The following is a 17,762-nucleotide window of genomic DNA, read 5'->3' on the forward strand; positions in this document are numbered from 1 at the left end:
CACGGTGAAGCCAAAAGGTACGGAGTTTGTCCATGACCAATGCCAACGACGCGCAGCGCATCTATCCGACGATGCGCTGCAGGGATGCCGATGCGATGATCCGCTGGCTCAAGGATGTGCTGGGTTTCACCGAGCATGTCGTCTACCGCAGCGACGGCGTGGTGCAGCACGCGCAACTTGCCTGCGGCGCTTCGCTGCTGATGCTCGGTCAGGCCCGCGACGATGAGTACGGCAAGTTGGTCGGCGACATCTCTGGCCGGCGCACCGACGCGCTTTATGTCGCCGTCGAGGACCCCGACGCGTTGTGCGCAAAGGTCAAGGCATCAGGCGCCAAGATCGAAATGGAACTGCACAACACCGACTACGGCAGCCGCGATTTCGCCTGCCGGGATCCGGAAGGCAATCTCTGGAGCTTTGGCACCTACTGGCCGAAGGCGCACGAGAAGCCGATGGATGCGTAAGTCGGATCGACTCTTTCGCCTCAGGTCGTGATGTCGGCGGCGGGCGCCGCCTTGGCGCCGCCCTTGGACACGCCGACCAGCGCCGGGCGCAGCACGCGCTCGCCGATCATGAAGCCGGCCTGCACCACCTGCACCACGGTGCCCGCCGGCACCGACGTGTCAGGGACTTCGTACATCGCCTGCTGGAAGTTCGGATTGAACTTCTCGCCGGACGGATCGAATTTCTTGACGCCGTTTTTCTCCAGCGTGTTGAGCAGCGACCGTTCGGTCAGCTCGACGCCTTCGATGAACGCCTTCAGCGCCGGGTCGGCCGATTCCTTCATTTCAGCGGGAACCGCATCCAGCGCACGTTGCAGATTGTCGGCGATGTCGAGAATGTCGCGCGCGAAGCCGGTGATTCCGTAAGCCCGCGCATCGGCAACTTCCTTGGCGGTGCGTTTGCGCAGATTTTCCATCTCCGCCAGCGTGCGCAGCATCTTGTCGCGCGCTTCAGCCGCTTCCTTCGTCAACGCCTCGACCGATCCTTCTTCGGGATCGTCGGGCATGATGTAGGGCTTTGAGACCACGGGCTCGCTCGGCGCCGCCGCGTCATCATTCGGCCGGTTGGGATCGGTCATAAGTCTGCCTTCTCAAAAGAACCGTTCGGGTAAATGGGGATTTGCTGCCCGGGATATCGTGCTTTAGCGGGCGAAAATCAAGCGTTCCATGGCGTTTTCGAGCGATACCTGCACCGGACCTGATCCGGGGCGGGCCCCGGTTCGCGCCAGGAAAGGCGTCAAAACAACAAAGCGGAGCTTTTTTCGGGCCGGATCAACCACCCAGCATCCGGCTGACGATGCGCGCGGCATAGTCCACCGTCGGAATCACCCTTGCATAGTTGAGCCGCGTCGGACCGATCACGCCGAGCACCCCGACGATGCGGCCCGCGGCGTCGCTATAGGGCGCGATGATGGTGGAGGAACCGGACAGTGAGAACAGCTTGTTCTCCGACCCGATGAAGATCCGCACGCCCTCGGCGCGTTCGGCGCGACCGAGCAGATCGATGACGCCGCGCTTGGTCTCGAGATCGTCGAACAGCGATTTCACGCGCTCGAGATCCTCCAGCGCATGCAGATCCTCGAGCAGATTGGCGTGGCCGCGCACGATCAATTGGCGGTCCTCGCTTTCGCCGCCGGACCAGCTCGCGATGCCGGCCGCGATGATCTTCTGCGTCAGCTGATCGAGTTCGGCGCGGCTTTGCGTCAGCGCGGTTTCGAGTTCGAGGCGCGATTCGGCAAGGGTGCGGCCGCGAATGCGGGAATTGAGGAAATTGCTGGCTTCCGTCAGCGCCGACGAGGGAACGCCGGGCGGCAGGGTCAGCACGCGGTTTTCGACCTGGCCGTCTTCGCTGACCAGCACCACCAGCGCGCGTTCCGGCTCCAGCCGCACGAATTCGATGTGCTTCAGCCGCGAATTGGATTTCGCTGTCAGCACCACCGCGGCGGCGCGGGTCAGGCCCGACAGCCGCGTCAGGGCTTCGCCGAGCGCCGCCTCGACCGACTGCGCGCGGCCGACGGAGGCAAGCTGGGTCTGGATCGACTGCCGCTCGTCTTCGGTGAGGTCGCCGACCTGCATCAAGGCGTCGACAAAGAAGCGCAGGCCGAGTTCCGTGGGCAGCCGCCCGGCGGAGGTATGCGGCGCGTAGATCAGGCCGAGCTGTTCGAGGTCCGACATCACGTTGCGCACCGAGGCCGGCGACAGCGGCATCGCGATCAGGCGCGAGATGTTGCGCGAGCCGACCGGCTCGCCGGTGGCGAGGTAACTCTCGACGATTTGACGAAAAATGTCGCGCGAACGCTCATTGAGCTGGGCCAGCCCGGCATTCGGCGCAATCAGGCCAATCGGATCGTGGTGGGCCACCAGTTACTCCCTCGCTAAGCCTCTAATCTGTCTATCCGGAGGCCCGGTGACAAGCACGCATTTGGGAGGCGGTCTTGGGTGTTATGGACCGTTTGGTTCTGGAGGCTTTTGGGGATTGGAACAGCGTGTTCCGCTCGATTGGCGCTGCTCAGGCTACTGGGGCACCTCCTGCCCGACCGTCGCCGATGAGGCAGCGGGTGCCGGTTTCACCGACGCTTCCTCGTCGGCGTCACTCGTTGTAATGGTGGCTACGACATCGCCGGCCATCGTTTCAAGCAATGCGACCTCGTTTTCTTCCAGGGTGCGGGGTTCGGAGTCGAGAATGCATAGCGCTCCGATTACCAGACCGTCCGCTGCGCGTAGCGGCGCCCCGGCGTAGAAGCGCATGTCCCATTGCTTGATCGTCTCGTTATCGGCAAAGCGCGGATCGCGCTCGATATCCGAAATCACCAACGTCCCGTCGTTGGCTACAACGTAGTTGCAGATCGCGTGTTCGCGGTCCATCGGCAGCAGCGTTCCTGCATCGTCGGTGATCGCAGCTGGCAATTTTCCACTTTGTCCGACGAAGTATTCGCGCTCCTTGTCGATGGTGGTGATCACGGCAACGCTGGTGTTGAACACGTCGGCCGCTCGCTTGGCGAGTGCATCCAGGGCTTCGCGCTTGTCCCCTTCCAACACCCCGGTCGCTTTCAGCGCGTCGACACGCTCTGCGTCATTGTCAGGCACGGCGGCCTGTTGGGCTGCCTTGGCCTCTTCAGGATCGACGATGCGGTGAATACGGCGAACCGCCTCCTCAACCGAAGTCACGGCGGCATCGGCTTTGAGCGTTTCAAGAGATTCGTCGGTCAACAGTTCCGGCGGCGCGTTCCATAGCGCTAGAACGATGCGCACATCCGGCCATCGTCTTCGCAGCCGCCGGCAGGCGTGGCGAGCGGGGATCGCTGGATCCGGCGCAAAATAACTGAGGCATACAATGTCCGCGCCCTTCAGATCGAGCTTGGCCAGATAGTCGGCATTGACGCTTGCAGCGGGTTGGGAAGCTGCGGCGATCCCTTCGAAAGCGAGCGCATGGGCCAGCATCTCGCCGCCGAGGGCATCGATTTCCCATTTCCCTCCGATGCACAGGACCCTGGGCTTTGCCTCCGGACTCAGGGAGGAGGGGTATTCGTCTCTCAGATCGTCGAGCAGCGTGTCCATTCCGCTTGCCAGGCGCAGGCGGTGCTCGGCGCTTGCGTTCTGGAGATACTCCTCGCTTGCCAGACGAAGGACCTCAATGCCGATTGCGTCGTAGAATGATATGACCGAAGATTTTTCGATCTCGGCGCTTGCGATCTCGACAGCTTCGTCGGCATCATTTGCAATCAGCCGCTGATAGATGCGGGCCGGAACATCCAGTGCAGGCGCCGAGCCGAGCATGGTGTTGAGGAAGCGGAACTGCGGCAGATTGCGCCCGAGGACCAGCAGACAAACCGTGAGAGGGGTAGAGAGGATCAGCCCCACGGGCCCCCAAAGCGCTGTCCACAATATCGCCGAGGCGATGAGCGATATCGCCGACAAGCCGGTGCTGGATCCATATAGCAGCGGCTCGACGATGTTGTTGCTGATCAACTCGAGGATGACGATCAGCGCAACGGTCCAGAGTAGCATGCTCCAGCCGCTGTCGACGGCAAAGGCGAGCGCGATCGGAAAGATCGCAGCAATCAGCGGGCCGAGATAGGGGACGAAGCGCATGACCGCGCCCACGGCGCCCCACAGCAGGGCGCCTGGTACACCGATGAACCAGAGGCCGGCCGCTAGCGGCACGCCGTAGCTGATATTTACGAGTAACTGCATCAGGAGATATCTGCTGATACGCGCGCCAGCCTCCTGAATCGCATCGGTCGAACGATGAAAGTTCCCACCCAACAGGCGCAGAAACCGGTCGCGAAGGTCGCCAATATCAAGCAGCGCCAGAAAGACGAAGATCAGGATGATGCCGGCGGTGGCCAGAGGCTCCGCTGACCGCACAAGCCAGGCAAATGCCTGCTCGAACGGCGTTTGCGGCGTGGGGACGATTTCGACGCGCTGCGGGACGGGCCCGTCCGCGGGTTTATCGTCCTTTGACTGCACCTCCTTCTGCAAGCGTTCGACGGTTGTCAGCACACCGTCGAACATTCCCGGTGCTTTGAGATTCTGGCGCAGATCCGACAGCTTCGTCAGTATCGTCGATTGATAGGCCGGCAATTCGACCGCGATCGAACGGACCTGGGCGCCGAGAACGACGCCCAGTCCTACCAAAGCGCACACGACGGTCACCATGACCAGACTCGTCGCGAGCAGTCTCGGCAAGCCTAGTCGGACAAACCAGGTGACCGGCGGATTCAGTGCGAACGTGATCAGGAAGGCGATCGCGAGCGGTATGAGGATTTCGCGGCCGTAATACAGGCCGGCAAGCAGGACTGCGGCCGACACCAGGGCGGCGGCAACTTTCACAATATTCAGTTCGCGAGACGTAACGGAATCCCCCCGGGCCTTGCCGGGTGGTGGAAGGGCCGGGGCTGTAGACGCATTAGACATTTTGGTCAGCCTCACACGCAAACGCGAACGGACCCGGCAAGTTCCCATGATGCCATCTCGTGAGCAGCTCCTGCGGGCGGGGATTCCGACCACGGGAAAGTCTCTGAGCGCACAGATGGGCGAAGCCGATCGAGTATTCAGACGGTTTTGGCGTGGCAAAGGCCTTGCCGCTGCCCGCTCCCCCTCCTACAAGCACCGCGAACCGCTTTTACTTGATTTTCCGGAGGATTCCCCATGCGGCCAAGCCGCCGTGCGCCCGATGAGCTGCGTCCCGTGTCGCTGGAACGCGGCGTCGTCAAATACGCCGAAGGTTCCTGCATGGTGAAATTCGGCGATACCCATGTGCTGGTCACGGCTACGCTGGAAGAACGCCTGCCGCCCTGGCTCAAGGGTCAGGGCCGCGGCTGGGTCACCGCCGAATACGGCATGCTGCCCCGCGCCACGCTGGAACGCACCCGCCGCGAGGCCGCGGCCGGCAAACAGGGCGGCCGCACCGTCGAAATCCAGCGCCTGATCGGGCGCTCCTTGCGCGCGGCTGTCGACCTCGAAGCGCTCGGCGAGCGTCAGATCACGGTCGATTGCGACGTGATCCAGGCCGATGGCGGCACCCGCACCGCCTCGATAACGGGCGCATGGGTGGCGCTGGCCGACTGCATCTCCTGGATGAAGAGCCGCAACATGTTGAAAGCCAATGTGCTCCGCGACAATGTCGCGGCGATCTCCTGCGGCATCTATCAGGGTACGCCGGTGCTCGACCTCGATTATGCCGAGGATTCCGAGGCCGATACCGACGCCAATTTCGTCATGACGGGCGACGGCCGCATCATCGAGGTGCAGGGCACCGCCGAAAAGACGCCGTTCTCGCAGGACGAGTTCCTGGCGCTGATGGCGCTGGCGCGCAAGGGCGTCGCGCGTCTGGTGGACTTGCAAAAGATGGCCGTCGCGTAGTCTGATTGATCATGCACCGTCGAATCACAGGCCGCCTGGTGATCGCGACCCACAATCTTGGCAAGCTTGCCGAGATGCGCGAATTGCTGGCGCCGCATGGCGTCGAGGCGATCTCGGCCGGCGAGCTCGGCCTCGATGAGCCCGAGGAAACCGGCGAGACGTTTCGGGCGAATGCGGCGATCAAGGCGATCGCGGCCGCGAAAGCCGCGCAGCTTCCGGCCTTCGCCGACGATTCCGGCCTCGTGGTCGATGCGCTGGACGGCGCACCCGGAATCTATTCGGCACGCTGGGCCGGCAAACCTGCGGATTTTCTGGCGGCGATGACGCGGGTCGAACGCCTGTTGCAGGAGCGCGGCGCCAAAACGCCAGACAAACGCAAGGCGCATTTCGTGTCCGCGCTGTGCGTCGCCTGGCCTGACGGCCACCTCGAAGAGGTCGAGGCGCGGATCGATGGAACCTTGGTGTGGCCGCCGCGCGGCACCGAGGGTTTCGGTTACGATCCGTCGTTCCTGCCCGATGGGCACGGCCGCACCTTCGGCGAGATGGCCAGCATCGAGAAGCACGGCCTGCCGCCGCTGGGGCTCGGCCTGTCGCACCGCGCCCGCGCCTTCGTCAAACTGGCGGAGATCTGCCTTGGCTAGCTTCGAGCGCCCCGAGATCCTCAAGACCGGCAAAGCGGCTTTCGGCGTTTATGTGCACTGGCCATTCTGCCTGTCGAAATGCCCGTATTGCGATTTCAACAGCCATGTCCGGCACGCCCCGATCGACGAGGCGCGGTTCGTCAGCGCCTTTGCGCGCGAGATCGAAACGTCCGCCGAGCGCGCGCCGGGCCGCGAGGTCACCTCGATCTTCCTCGGTGGCGGCACGCCGTCGCTGATGCAACCGCAGACCGTGGGCGCGATCCTGGATGCGATCGGCAAACATTGGCGCGTCGCTGGTGACGTCGAAGTGACGCTGGAAGCCAACCCGACCAGCGTCGAGGCGACGCGGTTTCGCGGCTATCGCACAGCCGGCGTCAACCGCGTGTCGCTCGGCGTGCAGGCGCTGGATGACGTATCATTGAAGGCATTGGGCCGCCTGCACAGCGCGCGCGAGGCGCTGGATGCGGTGGCGATCGCGCGGCAATCCTTCGACCGTTACTCGTTCGACCTGATCTACGCCCGCCCCGACCAGACGCCGCAGATGTGGGCCGATGAACTGAAGCTGGCGATTTCGGAAGCCGCCGAACATCTGTCGCTCTACCAGCTCACCATCGAGGAGGGCACGCCGTTTTTCGGACTGCATGCCGCAGGCAAATTGAAGACGCCGGATGAGGCCGTCGCCCGCGCGCTGTATGACGTGACGCAGGATGTTTGCGCCGCGCAGGGTCTTCCTTCCTATGAGATTTCCAACCACGCGCGGCCGGGCGCGGAGTGCAAACATAATCTCGTCTATTGGCGCGGCGAGGAATACGCCGGCATCGGTCCGGGCGCCCATGGCCGCCTCGACATCGACGGCGAAAGGCACGCGATCGCGACCGAGAAACGTCCCGAAGCCTGGCTGATGCGGGTCGAGACCAACGGCCATGGCTTCATCACCGACGACGTCCTCAACTCGGAAGAACGCGCCGACGAATTTTTGCTGATGGGGTTGCGGCTTGCGGAAGGCATCGATCCCAAGCGCTACGCCGCGCTGTCGGGCCGCACCCTCGATCCCGGCCGGATCGCCGTGCTGCGCGAAGAAGGCGCGATCACCGTCGACGCCGATGGAAGGCTGCGGGTGACGCAGGCAGGTTTCCCGGTGCTCGATGCGGTTGTCGCCGATCTGGCGGCGTAATTTTTCTTTCTGTCGTCCCGGCCTTGAGCCGGGACGACGTGTGGAGAGAGCCGGGACGTCGTCACCAATCTCGCCGAGTAAACGTTTGATAAGCCAGGGTTTTGGACGCCGCTCGCCGGGCTGTGATAGATTGCACCGAGAGATTATCCCCAACCGCCATTTGCATGACGATCGTGAACGACCGGACCATCACCCCGCCGATCCATGATCCTGAACTCGACCGCCGCGTCAAAAGCGCCGGCGCGAGCAAGACGGTTTATGCGCTGGTCACATCAGAGACCGAAGCCGCGAAAAATTTCATTCTCGGCAATGCCGTCGCCGGCCCCGACGCTGCGCGGCGCCATCATCTCGAACAATTCCGCGACGCCTGGACCGGCAAGCAGTTCGCCTCGCATGAAGCCTTCATCAAGCGCTGGATGGCGTGGGCGACCCCCGTGGTCGCGATCGATGCGGCCGGGTTTCCCTGGCGTTATCCGACCGCCGGCGGCAGTGAAGCGCTGTTTCACGTCATCACCGCCTACGGCAACCGCGCCCGCGTCGAAAAATTCAATCCGGAAGTGCATGTCTTCGCCGGCGAGTATGAAGGCTACAAGGCCTATGCCGAAGCCTGCGGCATTGCCGTGATCGAACATCCGCGCAGCCATTGGCAGGCCGTCGCGCGCACGCTGCCCACAGACGCACTGTTCTGCCTGAGCCAGCCATCGGCGATCGACGGCAATGTCTGGCCGCACGCCAATGATTTTCTGGCGCTGCTCGCCGCCGCCGAAAAGCCCCGCGTGCTGCTCGACGTCACCTATGTCGGCTCGATCGCCGAAGCGCCTGCCGCAAAAATTGCCGCCGACAGTCCGGCGGTGCAGGCGCTGGCCTTCAGCCTGTCAAAACCGTTCGGAGTCTATTACGACCGCATCGGCGGCATGCTGTGCCGGAACGCGATGCCGAGCCTGTTCGGCAATCAATGGTTCAAGAATCTCACCTCGCTGCAGCTCGGCATGGCGCTGCTCGAGCGTCACGACGTGTTCGAGCTGCCGCGCCGCTACAGAAACGTTCAGCGGGAGGCGGCAATTCAGATCGGCCGACGTCTCGGGCTGACGCTGACCCCCTGCGACGTCAGCGTGCTGGCCCAAGCAGAAGCAAATGCCACCGATCCTGCGCTGGCGGATTTCCTGCGCCGCCCGGCCGGCGATCCCAATGCACGTTTGCGGCTGTGTCTGACGCCAACGATGGCCGAGATGATCGGAACCGCCGGGCCGATCGCCGCTCCTGGAGGCGCACCGTGAAAAACCTGGTCGCCCTGACGCATGCAAAGGAGATTCACCGCCACGTGCACGGTCTGTGGCGCAGCGCGCCGATCCGAGCCTCGCACGCCGAAGGCGGATTCATTCACGACATCGTCGAGCAGTTCGCCAGCCTGCCGCGACTGTTCTGCGACTCCACCGACGACCGATTGGAGCGCGCGCATTTCTGCTCCTGGTGGGGCGTCACCATGAACCGCGCTTACGGCAATCCCGCGATCGAGGACCTCTACCGCCTGCACGAGATGTTCCACGCGGCGTTCATGCCCTACTTTCCCGGCATCGGTTTCGACGCCTTCCACCGCAAGATGGAAGACAATGAACTAAAAGCCAGCGTCTGTTCGGAGATCCGGATCTATTTCGAACTGCCGCATCTGCGCGAACAGGCCTTTGCGCATCCGATCTATGCCGACCGCTATTTGTCCGATCCCGCGATGCAGACGCTGTGGGCCAGGAACAAGCCCGTTGCGATCGAAACGCTGCAGGAAGCGCGGCGCGACGTGATGTTTTCAAAACCCGAACATGAGATGGATTTGACGGAGCGCTGGATCCGCCGCTTCGCGCTGCAGAACCGCCAATGGTCAACCTGCTGGTACGATCGCTATCTGGAGATCGAAAGCCGCATGTTCGATTTCCAGATCAGGGCGTTGCGCGGCGATCGGGCGGGCGCGATCGCGGAGCACGCGGCCTGGATCGAGGCGCAGGCCGGTCAGGACGCCGAAGATCACATCCCCTACCGCCAGGAAGCCGCGCTGTTCGCCAATATCTATTGGAGCAACCGCCGCCGTTACGAGGCGGAATTCGCGAACGCGAAACCGAGCTAGTAATTACGCGCCAAAACTCTTCGGCGAGCCCGCAACCGGCGTGCTGCCGCCCTGGCCCACCTTCATGACCGCAAGCCCGCGCTCGTTGGTGCCGTCGGAGCGGAAGCGGAACAGCCCGTCGATGCCGGCAAAGCCCGACGGGTTGGTGAGCGTTTCCGCGGCAAAGCGCTGCGCGCCCTGCGTACGCGACAATGCGGCGACCAGCGCGACCGCGTCATAGGCCAGCGTCGCGGTGCGCACCGGCTCGCCGCCATATTTGGTGCGGTAGCGGCCGGCGAAACTTCGAAAACCCGACGGATCCGGCGCCGCGTAGAGACCGCCCTGCAGCGCCGGGCTACCGAACACCCGCGGATTGTCCCACAGGCCGGTGCCGAGCAACTGGATGTTGCGCAAATTCACGCCTGCCGCGGTGAGCGCGTCGGCCGTCGCCACCACCGAATCGCCGTCATCGGCCATGAACAGCGCGTCGGCCTGGCCGAGCGACTGCGAGACGGTGCGCACGGCGGCCGAGCGGTCCGCGCCATATTTTTCGAATGCGACGATGCGGCCCTTGCGCGCCGCCGCCTGCTTGAAGGCGGCCTCCACCACATTGCCATAGGCGTTGTCAGGCAACAGCGCCGCAAAGGATTTCTTGCCGATGCCGGCCGAGTAATCGACGATGCGGTTGACGTCGGACTCCGGCAGGAAGCTGAGCAGATAGACGCCGCGTCCGGCCACGCTCGAATCGGTCGAGAACGCAATCACGGACACGCCCTTCGCGCGCGTCTGCTGCGCGACCGCGGGAACCGACTGCGCAAACAGCGGGCCGAGGATGATCTCCGCGCCTTCACCGAGCGCCTGCTGGGTTGCCTGGCTGGCGCCTTGCGGGCTGCCGCCGTCGTCCTTGATCAGAAGCTGGATGTTGGGATTCTGGAACTCGGCCAGCGCCATCTCGGCGGCATTCTTCATCGACTGCGCGGCGACGCCGGCATTGCCGGCGGCCGAGAGCGGCAGGATCACGCCGACCTTGACCTGCCCGGTGCCGACCGCGAGCGGCTGCTGCTGCGGGCCGGCGGGCCCGGCCTCGGGTTGCGGCGAGGAGAACGGGTTGGAAAACTGGCCAAAACTCTGCTGCACGCTGGAGCAGGCGCCCAGCAGCGGCGCGCCGAGAATAAGGCCGACCGCCGTCCGCCGGGTTGCGCCCGACGATTGAGGTTTGCGATTGAGCGGGCCCACCATCTTATCTCTTCTCTTGACCGACCTTGATCGGCCAGGACTTGAACCGCAAGGACTTGAACCTCAAAGGACCTGAACCCTAAGGCTCCAACCTCCGGAATAAAGGCGGGCGGATTCAGGCATATTGTCGGCGATTAGTTAACCAAAACAAAAGGATTATGATCCCGCGGCCCCGCCGCCGGTTGCGGATACCTGCCCCCTCCCGTGATGCGTAGCACCAACCTTGCCACCGCGCTGTGGCGCTGGCGCTACTCCCACTGTGTTCCGGTTCTGATCTTATCAGAACCGGAACACCCGGTCTTTGTATCGACGCGTTTTCTTGACGCGAACCGGTATCCACTTCGCTTGAAAACGCTCTAGATTGGCATTATGCGCGCAAAAACCAGCTCCAACTACGGGCCTGAAGCCGAACCAGGTTCTAGGGACCGCACTTTTTCGATCGGCGGCCATGTCCTGACCGCCCCAAAGCCGGTTCCCGGGCTCTATCTGGTGGCCACCCCGATCGGCCACCTCGGCGACATCACGTTGCGTGCACTTGAAACCCTGGCCGGCGTCGACATCATCGCCTGCGAGGACACCCGCATCACCCGCCGCCTGACCGAGCGCTACGCGATCTCAGGCTTGCTCAAGCAGTATCACGAGCACAATGCCGCGCTGGCGCGCCCAAAAATCCTGGAAAAGCTGGCGCAGGGCGCCTCGATCGCGCTGGTCTCGGACGCCGGCACACCCCTGATCTCCGATCCCGGCTTCAAGCTGGTGCGCGAGGTCTGCGCCGCCGGCCATGCCGTGATCGCGGTACCGGGCGCCTCCTCGGTGCTGACGGCACTATCGGTCGCAGCATTGCCCACCGACCGGTTTTTCTTCGAGGGATTTTTGCCCGCCAAGCAGCAGGCGCGCCGCACGCGCTTGTCAGAACTTGCCCGGATCGACGCCACGCTGGTGATGTTCGAATCCGGCAACCGCATCGCCGATACGCTGGGCGATCTCGCCGGGATCATGGCCGAGCGCGACGCCGCGATCTGCCGCGAACTGACAAAACTGCATGAAGAGATTTCGCGCGCCCCCATCGGGAAGTTGGCAGAGGCCGCCGACACGCTGGAGACGCGGGGCGAATTCGTATTGGTGGTCGGCCCACCCCGGGCGGATGCGCTTGTCATGACCGAGTCCGACCTCGACGACCTTCTGCGGTCGTCGCTTGCCCAGGGCAGCGTCAAGGATGCGGTCGCGCATGCCGTTGAGCTGTCCGGCCACCCGCGCCGCGAGGTCTATGCCCGCGCGCTCGAGCTTGCCAAAGAAATTCGAGATGGAGACGGCGATGGCGAAGACTGACGGCGCCACGCCGCCCGACCCGTCCACAAAACTCGCAGCGCCCGAGCGGGTCGCCGCGTTCCAGACCGGGCTTTCGGCCGAGACCCGCGCCGCCGCGTTCCTGATGGCCAAGGGCTACCGCATTCTCGCCAAGCGCTTCAAAACCCCCTATGGCGAGATCGATCTCGTCGCCAAAAAGCGCAATCTGATCGCCTTCATCGAGGTCAAGGCCCGAGCCCGGCTCGATGACGCCGCCTATGCGGTGACGCCGCGCCAACAGGCCCGCATCATCGATGCCGCGCAGGCCTGGCTGATGGCGCATCCCGAACATGCCGAATTCGAGCTGCGATTCGACGCCATCCTGATTGCGCCGCGGCGCTTGCCACGCCATCTGTTAGCGGCATTCGACGCCAGCGTGTAAATAGACCCCTCCAGAGACCCGGACCTGCCCCATGAAATTGAATGTCGCCGTCCAGATGGACCCCATCGCGCGTATCAACATCCGCGGCGATTCGACCTTTGCTCTATTGCTGGAAGCGCAGAAGCGCGGCCACGCGATTTCCTATTACACGCCGGACCAGCTCTCGCTGCGCGGCGAGGAACTGGTGGCGCCGGTGCAGGTGCTGACCGTGCGCGACGAGCCCGGCAATCACTTTACCCTCGGCGAACCCCACCGCACGGCGCTCAACGCTTTCGACGTCATACTTCTCCGGCAGGATCCGCCGTTCGACCTCGCCTACATCACCTCGACGCATCTGCTGGAGCGCATCCATCCCAAGACGCTGGTCGTCAACGATCCTGCCAGCGTGCGCAACGCGCCGGAAAAACTGTTCGTGCTGAACTTTCCGCAGCTGATGCCGCCGACGCTGATCTCGCGCGACATCAATGAGATCAATTCGTTCCGCGACGAGCACGGCGCCGTCGTCATGAAACCGTTGCACGGCCATGGCGGCGCCGCGGTGTTTCGCGTGATGCCGCAGGACATGAATTTCGGTTCGCTGTTCGACATGTTCTCGGTCACCTTCCGGGAGCCCTGGGTGATCCAGCGTTTTCTCCCCGAGGTCAAACACGGCGACAAGCGCATCATCCTGGTCGACGGCGAATTCGCCGGCGCCGTCAACCGCGTGCCGGCCGCCGACGATCTGCGCTCCAACATGGTGCGCGGCGGCGCCGCCCAGGCCACCGACCTCTCGCCGCGCGAGCGCGAGATCTGCGACACGCTAGGCCCGCATCTCCGCGAACGCGGCCTGCTGCTGGTCGGCATCGACGTGATCGACGGCAACCTCACCGAGATCAACGTCACCTCGCCCACCGGCATCCGCGCCATCGCCCGGCTCGACGGCCCGGATGTCGCAGCAATGGTTTGGGACACCATTGAGGCGAAGCGAGCCAAGAAATAATTTTCTTCGCGCGGTTGTGCGCCGGCACGCTTCGCCTGCACGCCTGGCAGGCGTCTAATCCTACTTGCCAATTTCGAGGCGCGGGAGCAGCCTGTCGCCGCGGATGAATCTGTCCGGGCGACAAATCCAAATTCTATAAAAACAATGGAGGAAGACCCATGACGATGGACGTATCGCGACGGTCCCTGCTTGCCCTCGGCGCAGGGCTTGGTGCCTCAACCATGCTCGGCGGCAGCGCGCTGGCGAAAGCGCCGAAGCTCGGCACGCAGACGCCCTACTGGCATCGCTTCGTTCTCGGTGACGCCGAGGTAACCGTGGTCTCCGACGGCCCGCTGCCGCTCGGCCCGCCAAAGGGCACCTTCGTCGGCGTCTCCGACGAAGAGGTGAAGAAGATGCTGACCGACAACTTCCTCGATCCCGAAAATGTCGTGCTCGAGCAGAACTCGCCAATCGTGAACACCGGCGACAAGCTGATCCTGTTCGACACCGGCATGGGCACTTCGAAAGCGTTCGGGCCGACCACGGGCCGCCAGCAGAAGAGCATGGCGGAAGCCGGCATCAAGCCCGGCGATATCGACGCCGTGGTGTGCTCGCACGCTCATATCGACCACATCGGCGGCCTGGTCGGCGCCGACGACAAGCCGCTGTTCCCCAACGCGCAGGTCTACATCACCCAGAGCGATTTCGATTTCTGGACCGATGAAGGCAAGCTCGGCAGTCCGCTGAAGGATTTCGTGATTCACGCCCGCAAAAATCTGATGCCGGTGCGCGACCGCATCGTCTTCATCAAGGACAACCAGGAATTCCTGCCCGGCGTGACCGCGATCGCGGCGCCCGGCCACACCGTCGGCCACACCATCTTCATGGTGACGTCGAAAGGCAAATCCTTTGCCTTCCTCGGCGACCTCACCCACCACCCGATACTGCTGCTGGAGAAGCCGCGGATGCAGTTCTCCTACGACTCGGATCCGAAGCAGGCGGCGGACACGCGCGTGAAACTGCTCGACATGATCGCGGCCAACAAGACCCCGGTCATGTCCTATCACTTCGCCTGGCCCGGCTTTGGCCACATCGGCAAGACCACCGAAGGCTTCCATTACTATCCGTCGGCGATGGTGATGAATCTTTAAGCTGCAATTATTCGGGGCCGGCCGTGCTGGCCCCGAATACCGCCGGGCTGAACCCGGCACTAGGGATCGACCCCAGACTGGCGTAAGCAAGGTTCAGTGAATCCTGACCCTGACGCTATCTAGGAGAGCCCATTGACCGACCAACCGAACCCCAAACCGGGCGACCTAATCTATGAGGACAGCGGCGCCGCCGCCCCGCTGGTTTATTTCGACATCGTCGGCGCCTACGGCACCATGAACGGCTCGGTCGAGATCGAACTCGCCACCCGAATTCTCATTCCCAAGACTGATGGTTCGACCGAGGTAAAATTCATCTCCTCGGGCCGCCTGCGCTGCAGCCAGAACGCCGCCGTCAATTTGCGCAACGGCCTCGATGCCGCGCTGAAGATGCTGGAGCAGCCGGCGGCGAATGTGGCCGTGGTTGCGGCGAGTAAGCTGAATTGAGGGGCGGCTTTCCTTCAGAGCCACGGGGGCCTGTCACGTGTGCCGCCTCCCTGGCAATTATGCAGCCATCACTTTCTTTGCGGCCTGGGCTAGAAATCCCGACCGTGTGAATCCTTCTCGTTCCGCGTACTGGTCAATTTGCTCAAGCACGTCCGCTGGCAGTGTAATGTTGATGCGCACGCTTTTCACGTTCGCGGCTGGCGCTTGGATTAGAACAGCTACGCCGTCCTTATTTTCCCGGTTGGCCATTATCTCTTCCAGCGAAGAGGGCTCAGGTACAGCTTCGCCATCCTCTGCCAGGCCCTCAAGATGAAAGGCGAGCGCTTCAGCCGCCATAGTTCGCGCTTCGTCTAGCGTGCTCCCAGCGCTGATGACGCCTGGAAGGTCGGGGAACGATACGCCGTAATCGCTATCAGCATCCTTATGGATGAGGGCAATGAACTGCCGCATTGATCTGCTCCTGCAGGGTGAGCACTGGCTCTCAAGGTAGAGCCGCTCGGCTCTAGTCACATTCGAACTCAGGTATTCAAGTAAGCTTTAGGTTGGCCTGCTTCCCGATGCTCCTAGTGTCCCAATAGGGATGTCTTTCTTTGGGTGCGGGACTGTCACGCGGCCGGCTTTGTCGGATGCTTGAACTGGGCGTGGCTGCCCTTCTTGGCGACCTGCGTCCAACCATCCGACATCAGGGCTTTTATGATGTCTTGCGACTTCATGGTGTATTTATACACACCCGAACGTCAAAGAATCCAGCAAAGAATGCATATAAATACACATCACCAAAACGAGAGTTTGCCGCAAAACGGCGAGCTCCACGATCCCTGTTGTTCCCGCAATGTTCTTGCACATCTCACCTGGTTCCGCTACCCTCGGTAGAAGCATGGGGTCAGCATGGTCCAACGCGTTTCTACCGTCGCTTTTGAGGGGATCGAGGCCCGCGCGGTCGACGTGCAGGTGCAGGTCGCGCCCGGGCTGCCGGCGTTTGCGATCGTCGGCCTGCCCGACAAGGCGGTTTCCGAGGCGCGCGAGCGGGTACGTTCGGCGCTGATCGCCTCGGGGCTGGCGCTGCCGGCGCGGCGGATCACCGTCAACCTCGCCCCCGCCGACGTGCCCAAGGAAGGCAGCCATTACGACCTCCCGATCGCGCTCGGCCTGATGGCTGCCATCGGAGCGATTCCGCCGGACGCGCTCTCAGGTTTTACCGTGCTCGGCGAACTCGGGCTCGACGGATCAATCGCGCCGGTCGCGGGCGTGCTGCCGGCGGCGATCGGCGCCAATTCGCGCGATGAAGGCCTGATCTGCCCCGCAGCGTGCGGAACGGAAGCCGCCTGGGCGAGTACGGACATCCAGATCATCGCGGCGAAATCGCTGATCCAGATCGCCAACCATTTTAAGGGCTCGCAGTTGCTGTCGCGGCCGCAGCCGAAAGTCCACGAGCGCGAGGAAACGCTGCTCGACTTGCGCGACATCAAGGGCCAGGAAAGCGCAAAACGCGCGCTGGAGATCGCGGCGGCCGGCGGACATCATCTCCTGATGATCGGCTCGCCAGGCGCCGGCAAGTCGATGCTGGCGGCGCGGCTGCCCTCGATCCTGCCGCCGCTGTCGCCGTCCGAACTTTTGGAAGTCTCGATGATCGCCTCGGTCGCCGGCGAAATCCGCGACGGCGCATTGACGGCGCGGCGGCCGTTCCGGGCGCCACATCATTCCGCCAGCATGGCCGCGCTGACCGGCGGCGGCATGCGCGCCAAACCCGGCGAGATCTCGCTGGCGCATCAGGGCGTGCTGTTCCTCGACGAATTGCCGGAGTTCGATCCGCGCGTTCTGGATTCGCTGCGCCAACCGCTGGAAAACGGCGAGGTCGCGGTGTCCAGGGCCAATCACCGCGTCACCTATCCGGCGCGCTTCATGCTGGTCGCAGCGATGAACCCGTGCCGCTGCGGCCATGCCTATGAGCCCGGTTATTCCTGCAAGCGCGGCCGGATCGACCGCTGCACGTCGGATTATCAGGTGCGTATTTCGGGGCCGATGATGGACCGCATCGACCTGCGCATCGAAGTGCCGGCGGTGACCGCGGCCGACCTGATCCTGCCGCCGCCGAGCGAAGGCTCCGCCGAAGTCGCCGCCCGTGTCGCCGCCGCGCGCGACGTTCAGCTCGCGCGTTACGCCGCCGCCGGCATGCCGCATGTCCGCACCAATGCCGAAGCGCCGGCGTCGCTCCTGGAAACCATAGCGCAGCCGGATGCGCAGGGACAAAAGCTGCTGCGCGACGCCGCCGAGACCATGAAGCTGACCGCGCGCGGCTATCATCGCGTGCTGCGCGTCGCCCGCACGCTGGCCGATCTCGACGGCGCGGAAAAGATCGGCCGGCTGCATCTGGCGGAAGCGTTGTCGTATCGCGCCTTGGCCGACGATGCGCGGCGCGCGGCGTGAGTCGTAGGGTGGGTGGAGCGCAGCGATACCCACCAGCTTCGTC

The 17,762-nt window shown here is 63.6% G+C and carries 17 protein-coding genes and 1 pseudogene; 12 read left to right on the top strand and 6 right to left on the bottom strand.

What is annotated here, in order from left to right:
* Positions 1-32: 32 nt before the first annotated feature.
* Positions 33-461 (top strand): VOC family protein, encoded by a 429-nt coding sequence (locus JQ574_RS08855; protein WP_212207564.1) that lies wholly within the window; start codon positions 33-35, stop codon positions 459-461.
* A 20-nt stretch (positions 462-481) separates the two neighbouring features.
* Here JQ574_RS08855 and grpE read toward each other — a convergent pair whose 3' ends face one another.
* The 3 genes from grpE to JQ574_RS08870 all read right to left on the bottom strand — a co-directional run bounded on the left by grpE (position 482) and on the right by JQ574_RS08870 (position 4,832).
* Positions 482-1,078 (bottom strand): nucleotide exchange factor GrpE, encoded by a 597-nt coding sequence (gene grpE / locus JQ574_RS08860; protein WP_212207565.1) that lies wholly within the window; start codon positions 1,076-1,078, stop codon positions 482-484.
* A 193-nt stretch (positions 1,079-1,271) separates the two neighbouring features.
* Positions 1,272-2,360, bottom strand: a complete 1,089-nt coding sequence (hrcA, locus tag JQ574_RS08865; RefSeq protein WP_192736160.1) for a heat-inducible transcriptional repressor HrcA — start codon at positions 2,358-2,360, stop codon at positions 1,272-1,274.
* Positions 2,361-2,513: 153 nt separating this feature from the next.
* Positions 2,514-4,832 (bottom strand): AI-2E family transporter, encoded by a 2,319-nt coding sequence (locus JQ574_RS08870; protein ID WP_312014690.1) that lies wholly within the window; start codon positions 4,830-4,832, stop codon positions 2,514-2,516.
* A gap of 318 nt (positions 4,833-5,150) precedes the next feature.
* Between JQ574_RS08870 and rph the strand changes: the two genes are divergently transcribed.
* From rph to JQ574_RS08895, 5 genes are all read left to right on the top strand, one after another.
* A complete protein-coding gene (gene rph / locus JQ574_RS08875; RefSeq protein WP_212207567.1) occupies positions 5,151-5,864 on the top strand; it encodes a ribonuclease PH in 714 nt (237 codons plus the stop codon).
* Positions 5,865-5,875: 11 nt separating this feature from the next.
* Positions 5,876-6,505, top strand: a complete 630-nt coding sequence (gene rdgB / locus JQ574_RS08880; RefSeq protein WP_212207568.1) for an RdgB/HAM1 family non-canonical purine NTP pyrophosphatase — start codon at positions 5,876-5,878, stop codon at positions 6,503-6,505.
* On the top strand, positions 6,498-7,679 hold the full coding sequence (hemW, locus tag JQ574_RS08885) for a radical SAM family heme chaperone HemW (RefSeq protein ID WP_249119213.1): 1,182 nt from the start codon (positions 6,498-6,500) through the stop codon (positions 7,677-7,679). The genes rdgB and hemW overlap by 8 nt, the downstream gene beginning before the upstream one ends.
* A gap of 164 nt (positions 7,680-7,843) precedes the next feature.
* Positions 7,844-8,956: an aminotransferase class I/II-fold pyridoxal phosphate-dependent enzyme gene (locus JQ574_RS08890; RefSeq protein WP_212207569.1), complete on the top strand. Its 1,113-nt coding sequence runs from the start codon at positions 7,844-7,846 to the stop codon at positions 8,954-8,956.
* Positions 8,953-9,795 carry a hypothetical protein gene (locus tag JQ574_RS08895; protein ID WP_212207570.1) on the top strand — a complete coding sequence of 281 codons (843 nt, stop codon included), beginning with the start codon at positions 8,953-8,955 and terminating at the stop codon, positions 9,793-9,795. The genes JQ574_RS08890 and JQ574_RS08895 overlap by 4 nt, the downstream gene beginning before the upstream one ends.
* A gap of 3 nt (positions 9,796-9,798) precedes the next feature.
* Here JQ574_RS08895 and JQ574_RS08900 read toward each other — a convergent pair whose 3' ends face one another.
* Positions 9,799-11,013: a penicillin-binding protein activator gene (locus JQ574_RS08900; protein WP_212207571.1), complete on the bottom strand. Its 1,215-nt coding sequence runs from the start codon at positions 11,011-11,013 to the stop codon at positions 9,799-9,801.
* 366 nt (positions 11,014-11,379) lie between these two features.
* Between JQ574_RS08900 and rsmI the strand changes: the two genes are divergently transcribed.
* The 5 genes from rsmI (at position 11,380) to JQ574_RS08925 (ending at position 15,292) form a co-directional block, all read left to right on the top strand.
* Positions 11,380-12,339 carry a 16S rRNA (cytidine(1402)-2'-O)-methyltransferase gene (gene rsmI / locus JQ574_RS08905; RefSeq protein WP_212207572.1) on the top strand — a complete coding sequence of 320 codons (960 nt, stop codon included), beginning with the start codon at positions 11,380-11,382 and terminating at the stop codon, positions 12,337-12,339.
* Positions 12,326-12,739 (top strand): YraN family protein, encoded by a 414-nt coding sequence (locus tag JQ574_RS08910; protein ID WP_212207573.1) that lies wholly within the window; start codon positions 12,326-12,328, stop codon positions 12,737-12,739. Before rsmI ends, JQ574_RS08910 begins: the two co-directional genes overlap by 14 nt.
* Positions 12,740-12,770: 31 nt before the next feature.
* Positions 12,771-13,718 (top strand): glutathione synthase, encoded by a 948-nt coding sequence (gene gshB, locus JQ574_RS08915; protein ID WP_212207574.1) that lies wholly within the window; start codon positions 12,771-12,773, stop codon positions 13,716-13,718.
* 158 nt (positions 13,719-13,876) lie between these two features.
* Positions 13,877-14,848: an MBL fold metallo-hydrolase gene (locus JQ574_RS08920; protein WP_212207575.1), complete on the top strand. Its 972-nt coding sequence runs from the start codon at positions 13,877-13,879 to the stop codon at positions 14,846-14,848.
* Positions 14,849-14,980: 132 nt separating this feature from the next.
* Entirely contained in the window at positions 14,981-15,292 is a 312-nt protein-coding gene (locus JQ574_RS08925; RefSeq protein WP_249119214.1) for a hypothetical protein, read from the top strand.
* 57 nt (positions 15,293-15,349) lie between these two features.
* Here JQ574_RS08925 and JQ574_RS08930 read toward each other — a convergent pair whose 3' ends face one another.
* On the bottom strand, positions 15,350-15,742 hold the full coding sequence (locus JQ574_RS08930; protein ID WP_212207576.1) for a type II toxin-antitoxin system HicB family antitoxin: 393 nt from the start codon (positions 15,740-15,742) through the stop codon (positions 15,350-15,352).
* A 76-nt stretch (positions 15,743-15,818) separates the two neighbouring features.
* Positions 15,819-16,005, bottom strand: a pseudogene (locus JQ574_RS08935) (type II toxin-antitoxin system HicA family toxin).
* A gap of 175 nt (positions 16,006-16,180) precedes the next feature.
* Here JQ574_RS08935 and JQ574_RS08940 point away from each other — a divergent pair.
* The gene (locus tag JQ574_RS08940; RefSeq protein WP_212207577.1) at positions 16,181-17,719 is read left to right on the top strand and encodes a YifB family Mg chelatase-like AAA ATPase; all 1,539 of its coding nucleotides are present in this window, start codon (positions 16,181-16,183) and stop codon (positions 17,717-17,719) included.
* Positions 17,720-17,762 lie beyond the last annotated feature (43 nt).

The sequence above is a fragment of the Bradyrhizobium sp. AUGA SZCCT0158 genome (genome assembly GCF_018130065.1).
GTDB lineage: Bacteria > Pseudomonadota > Alphaproteobacteria > Rhizobiales > Xanthobacteraceae > Bradyrhizobium.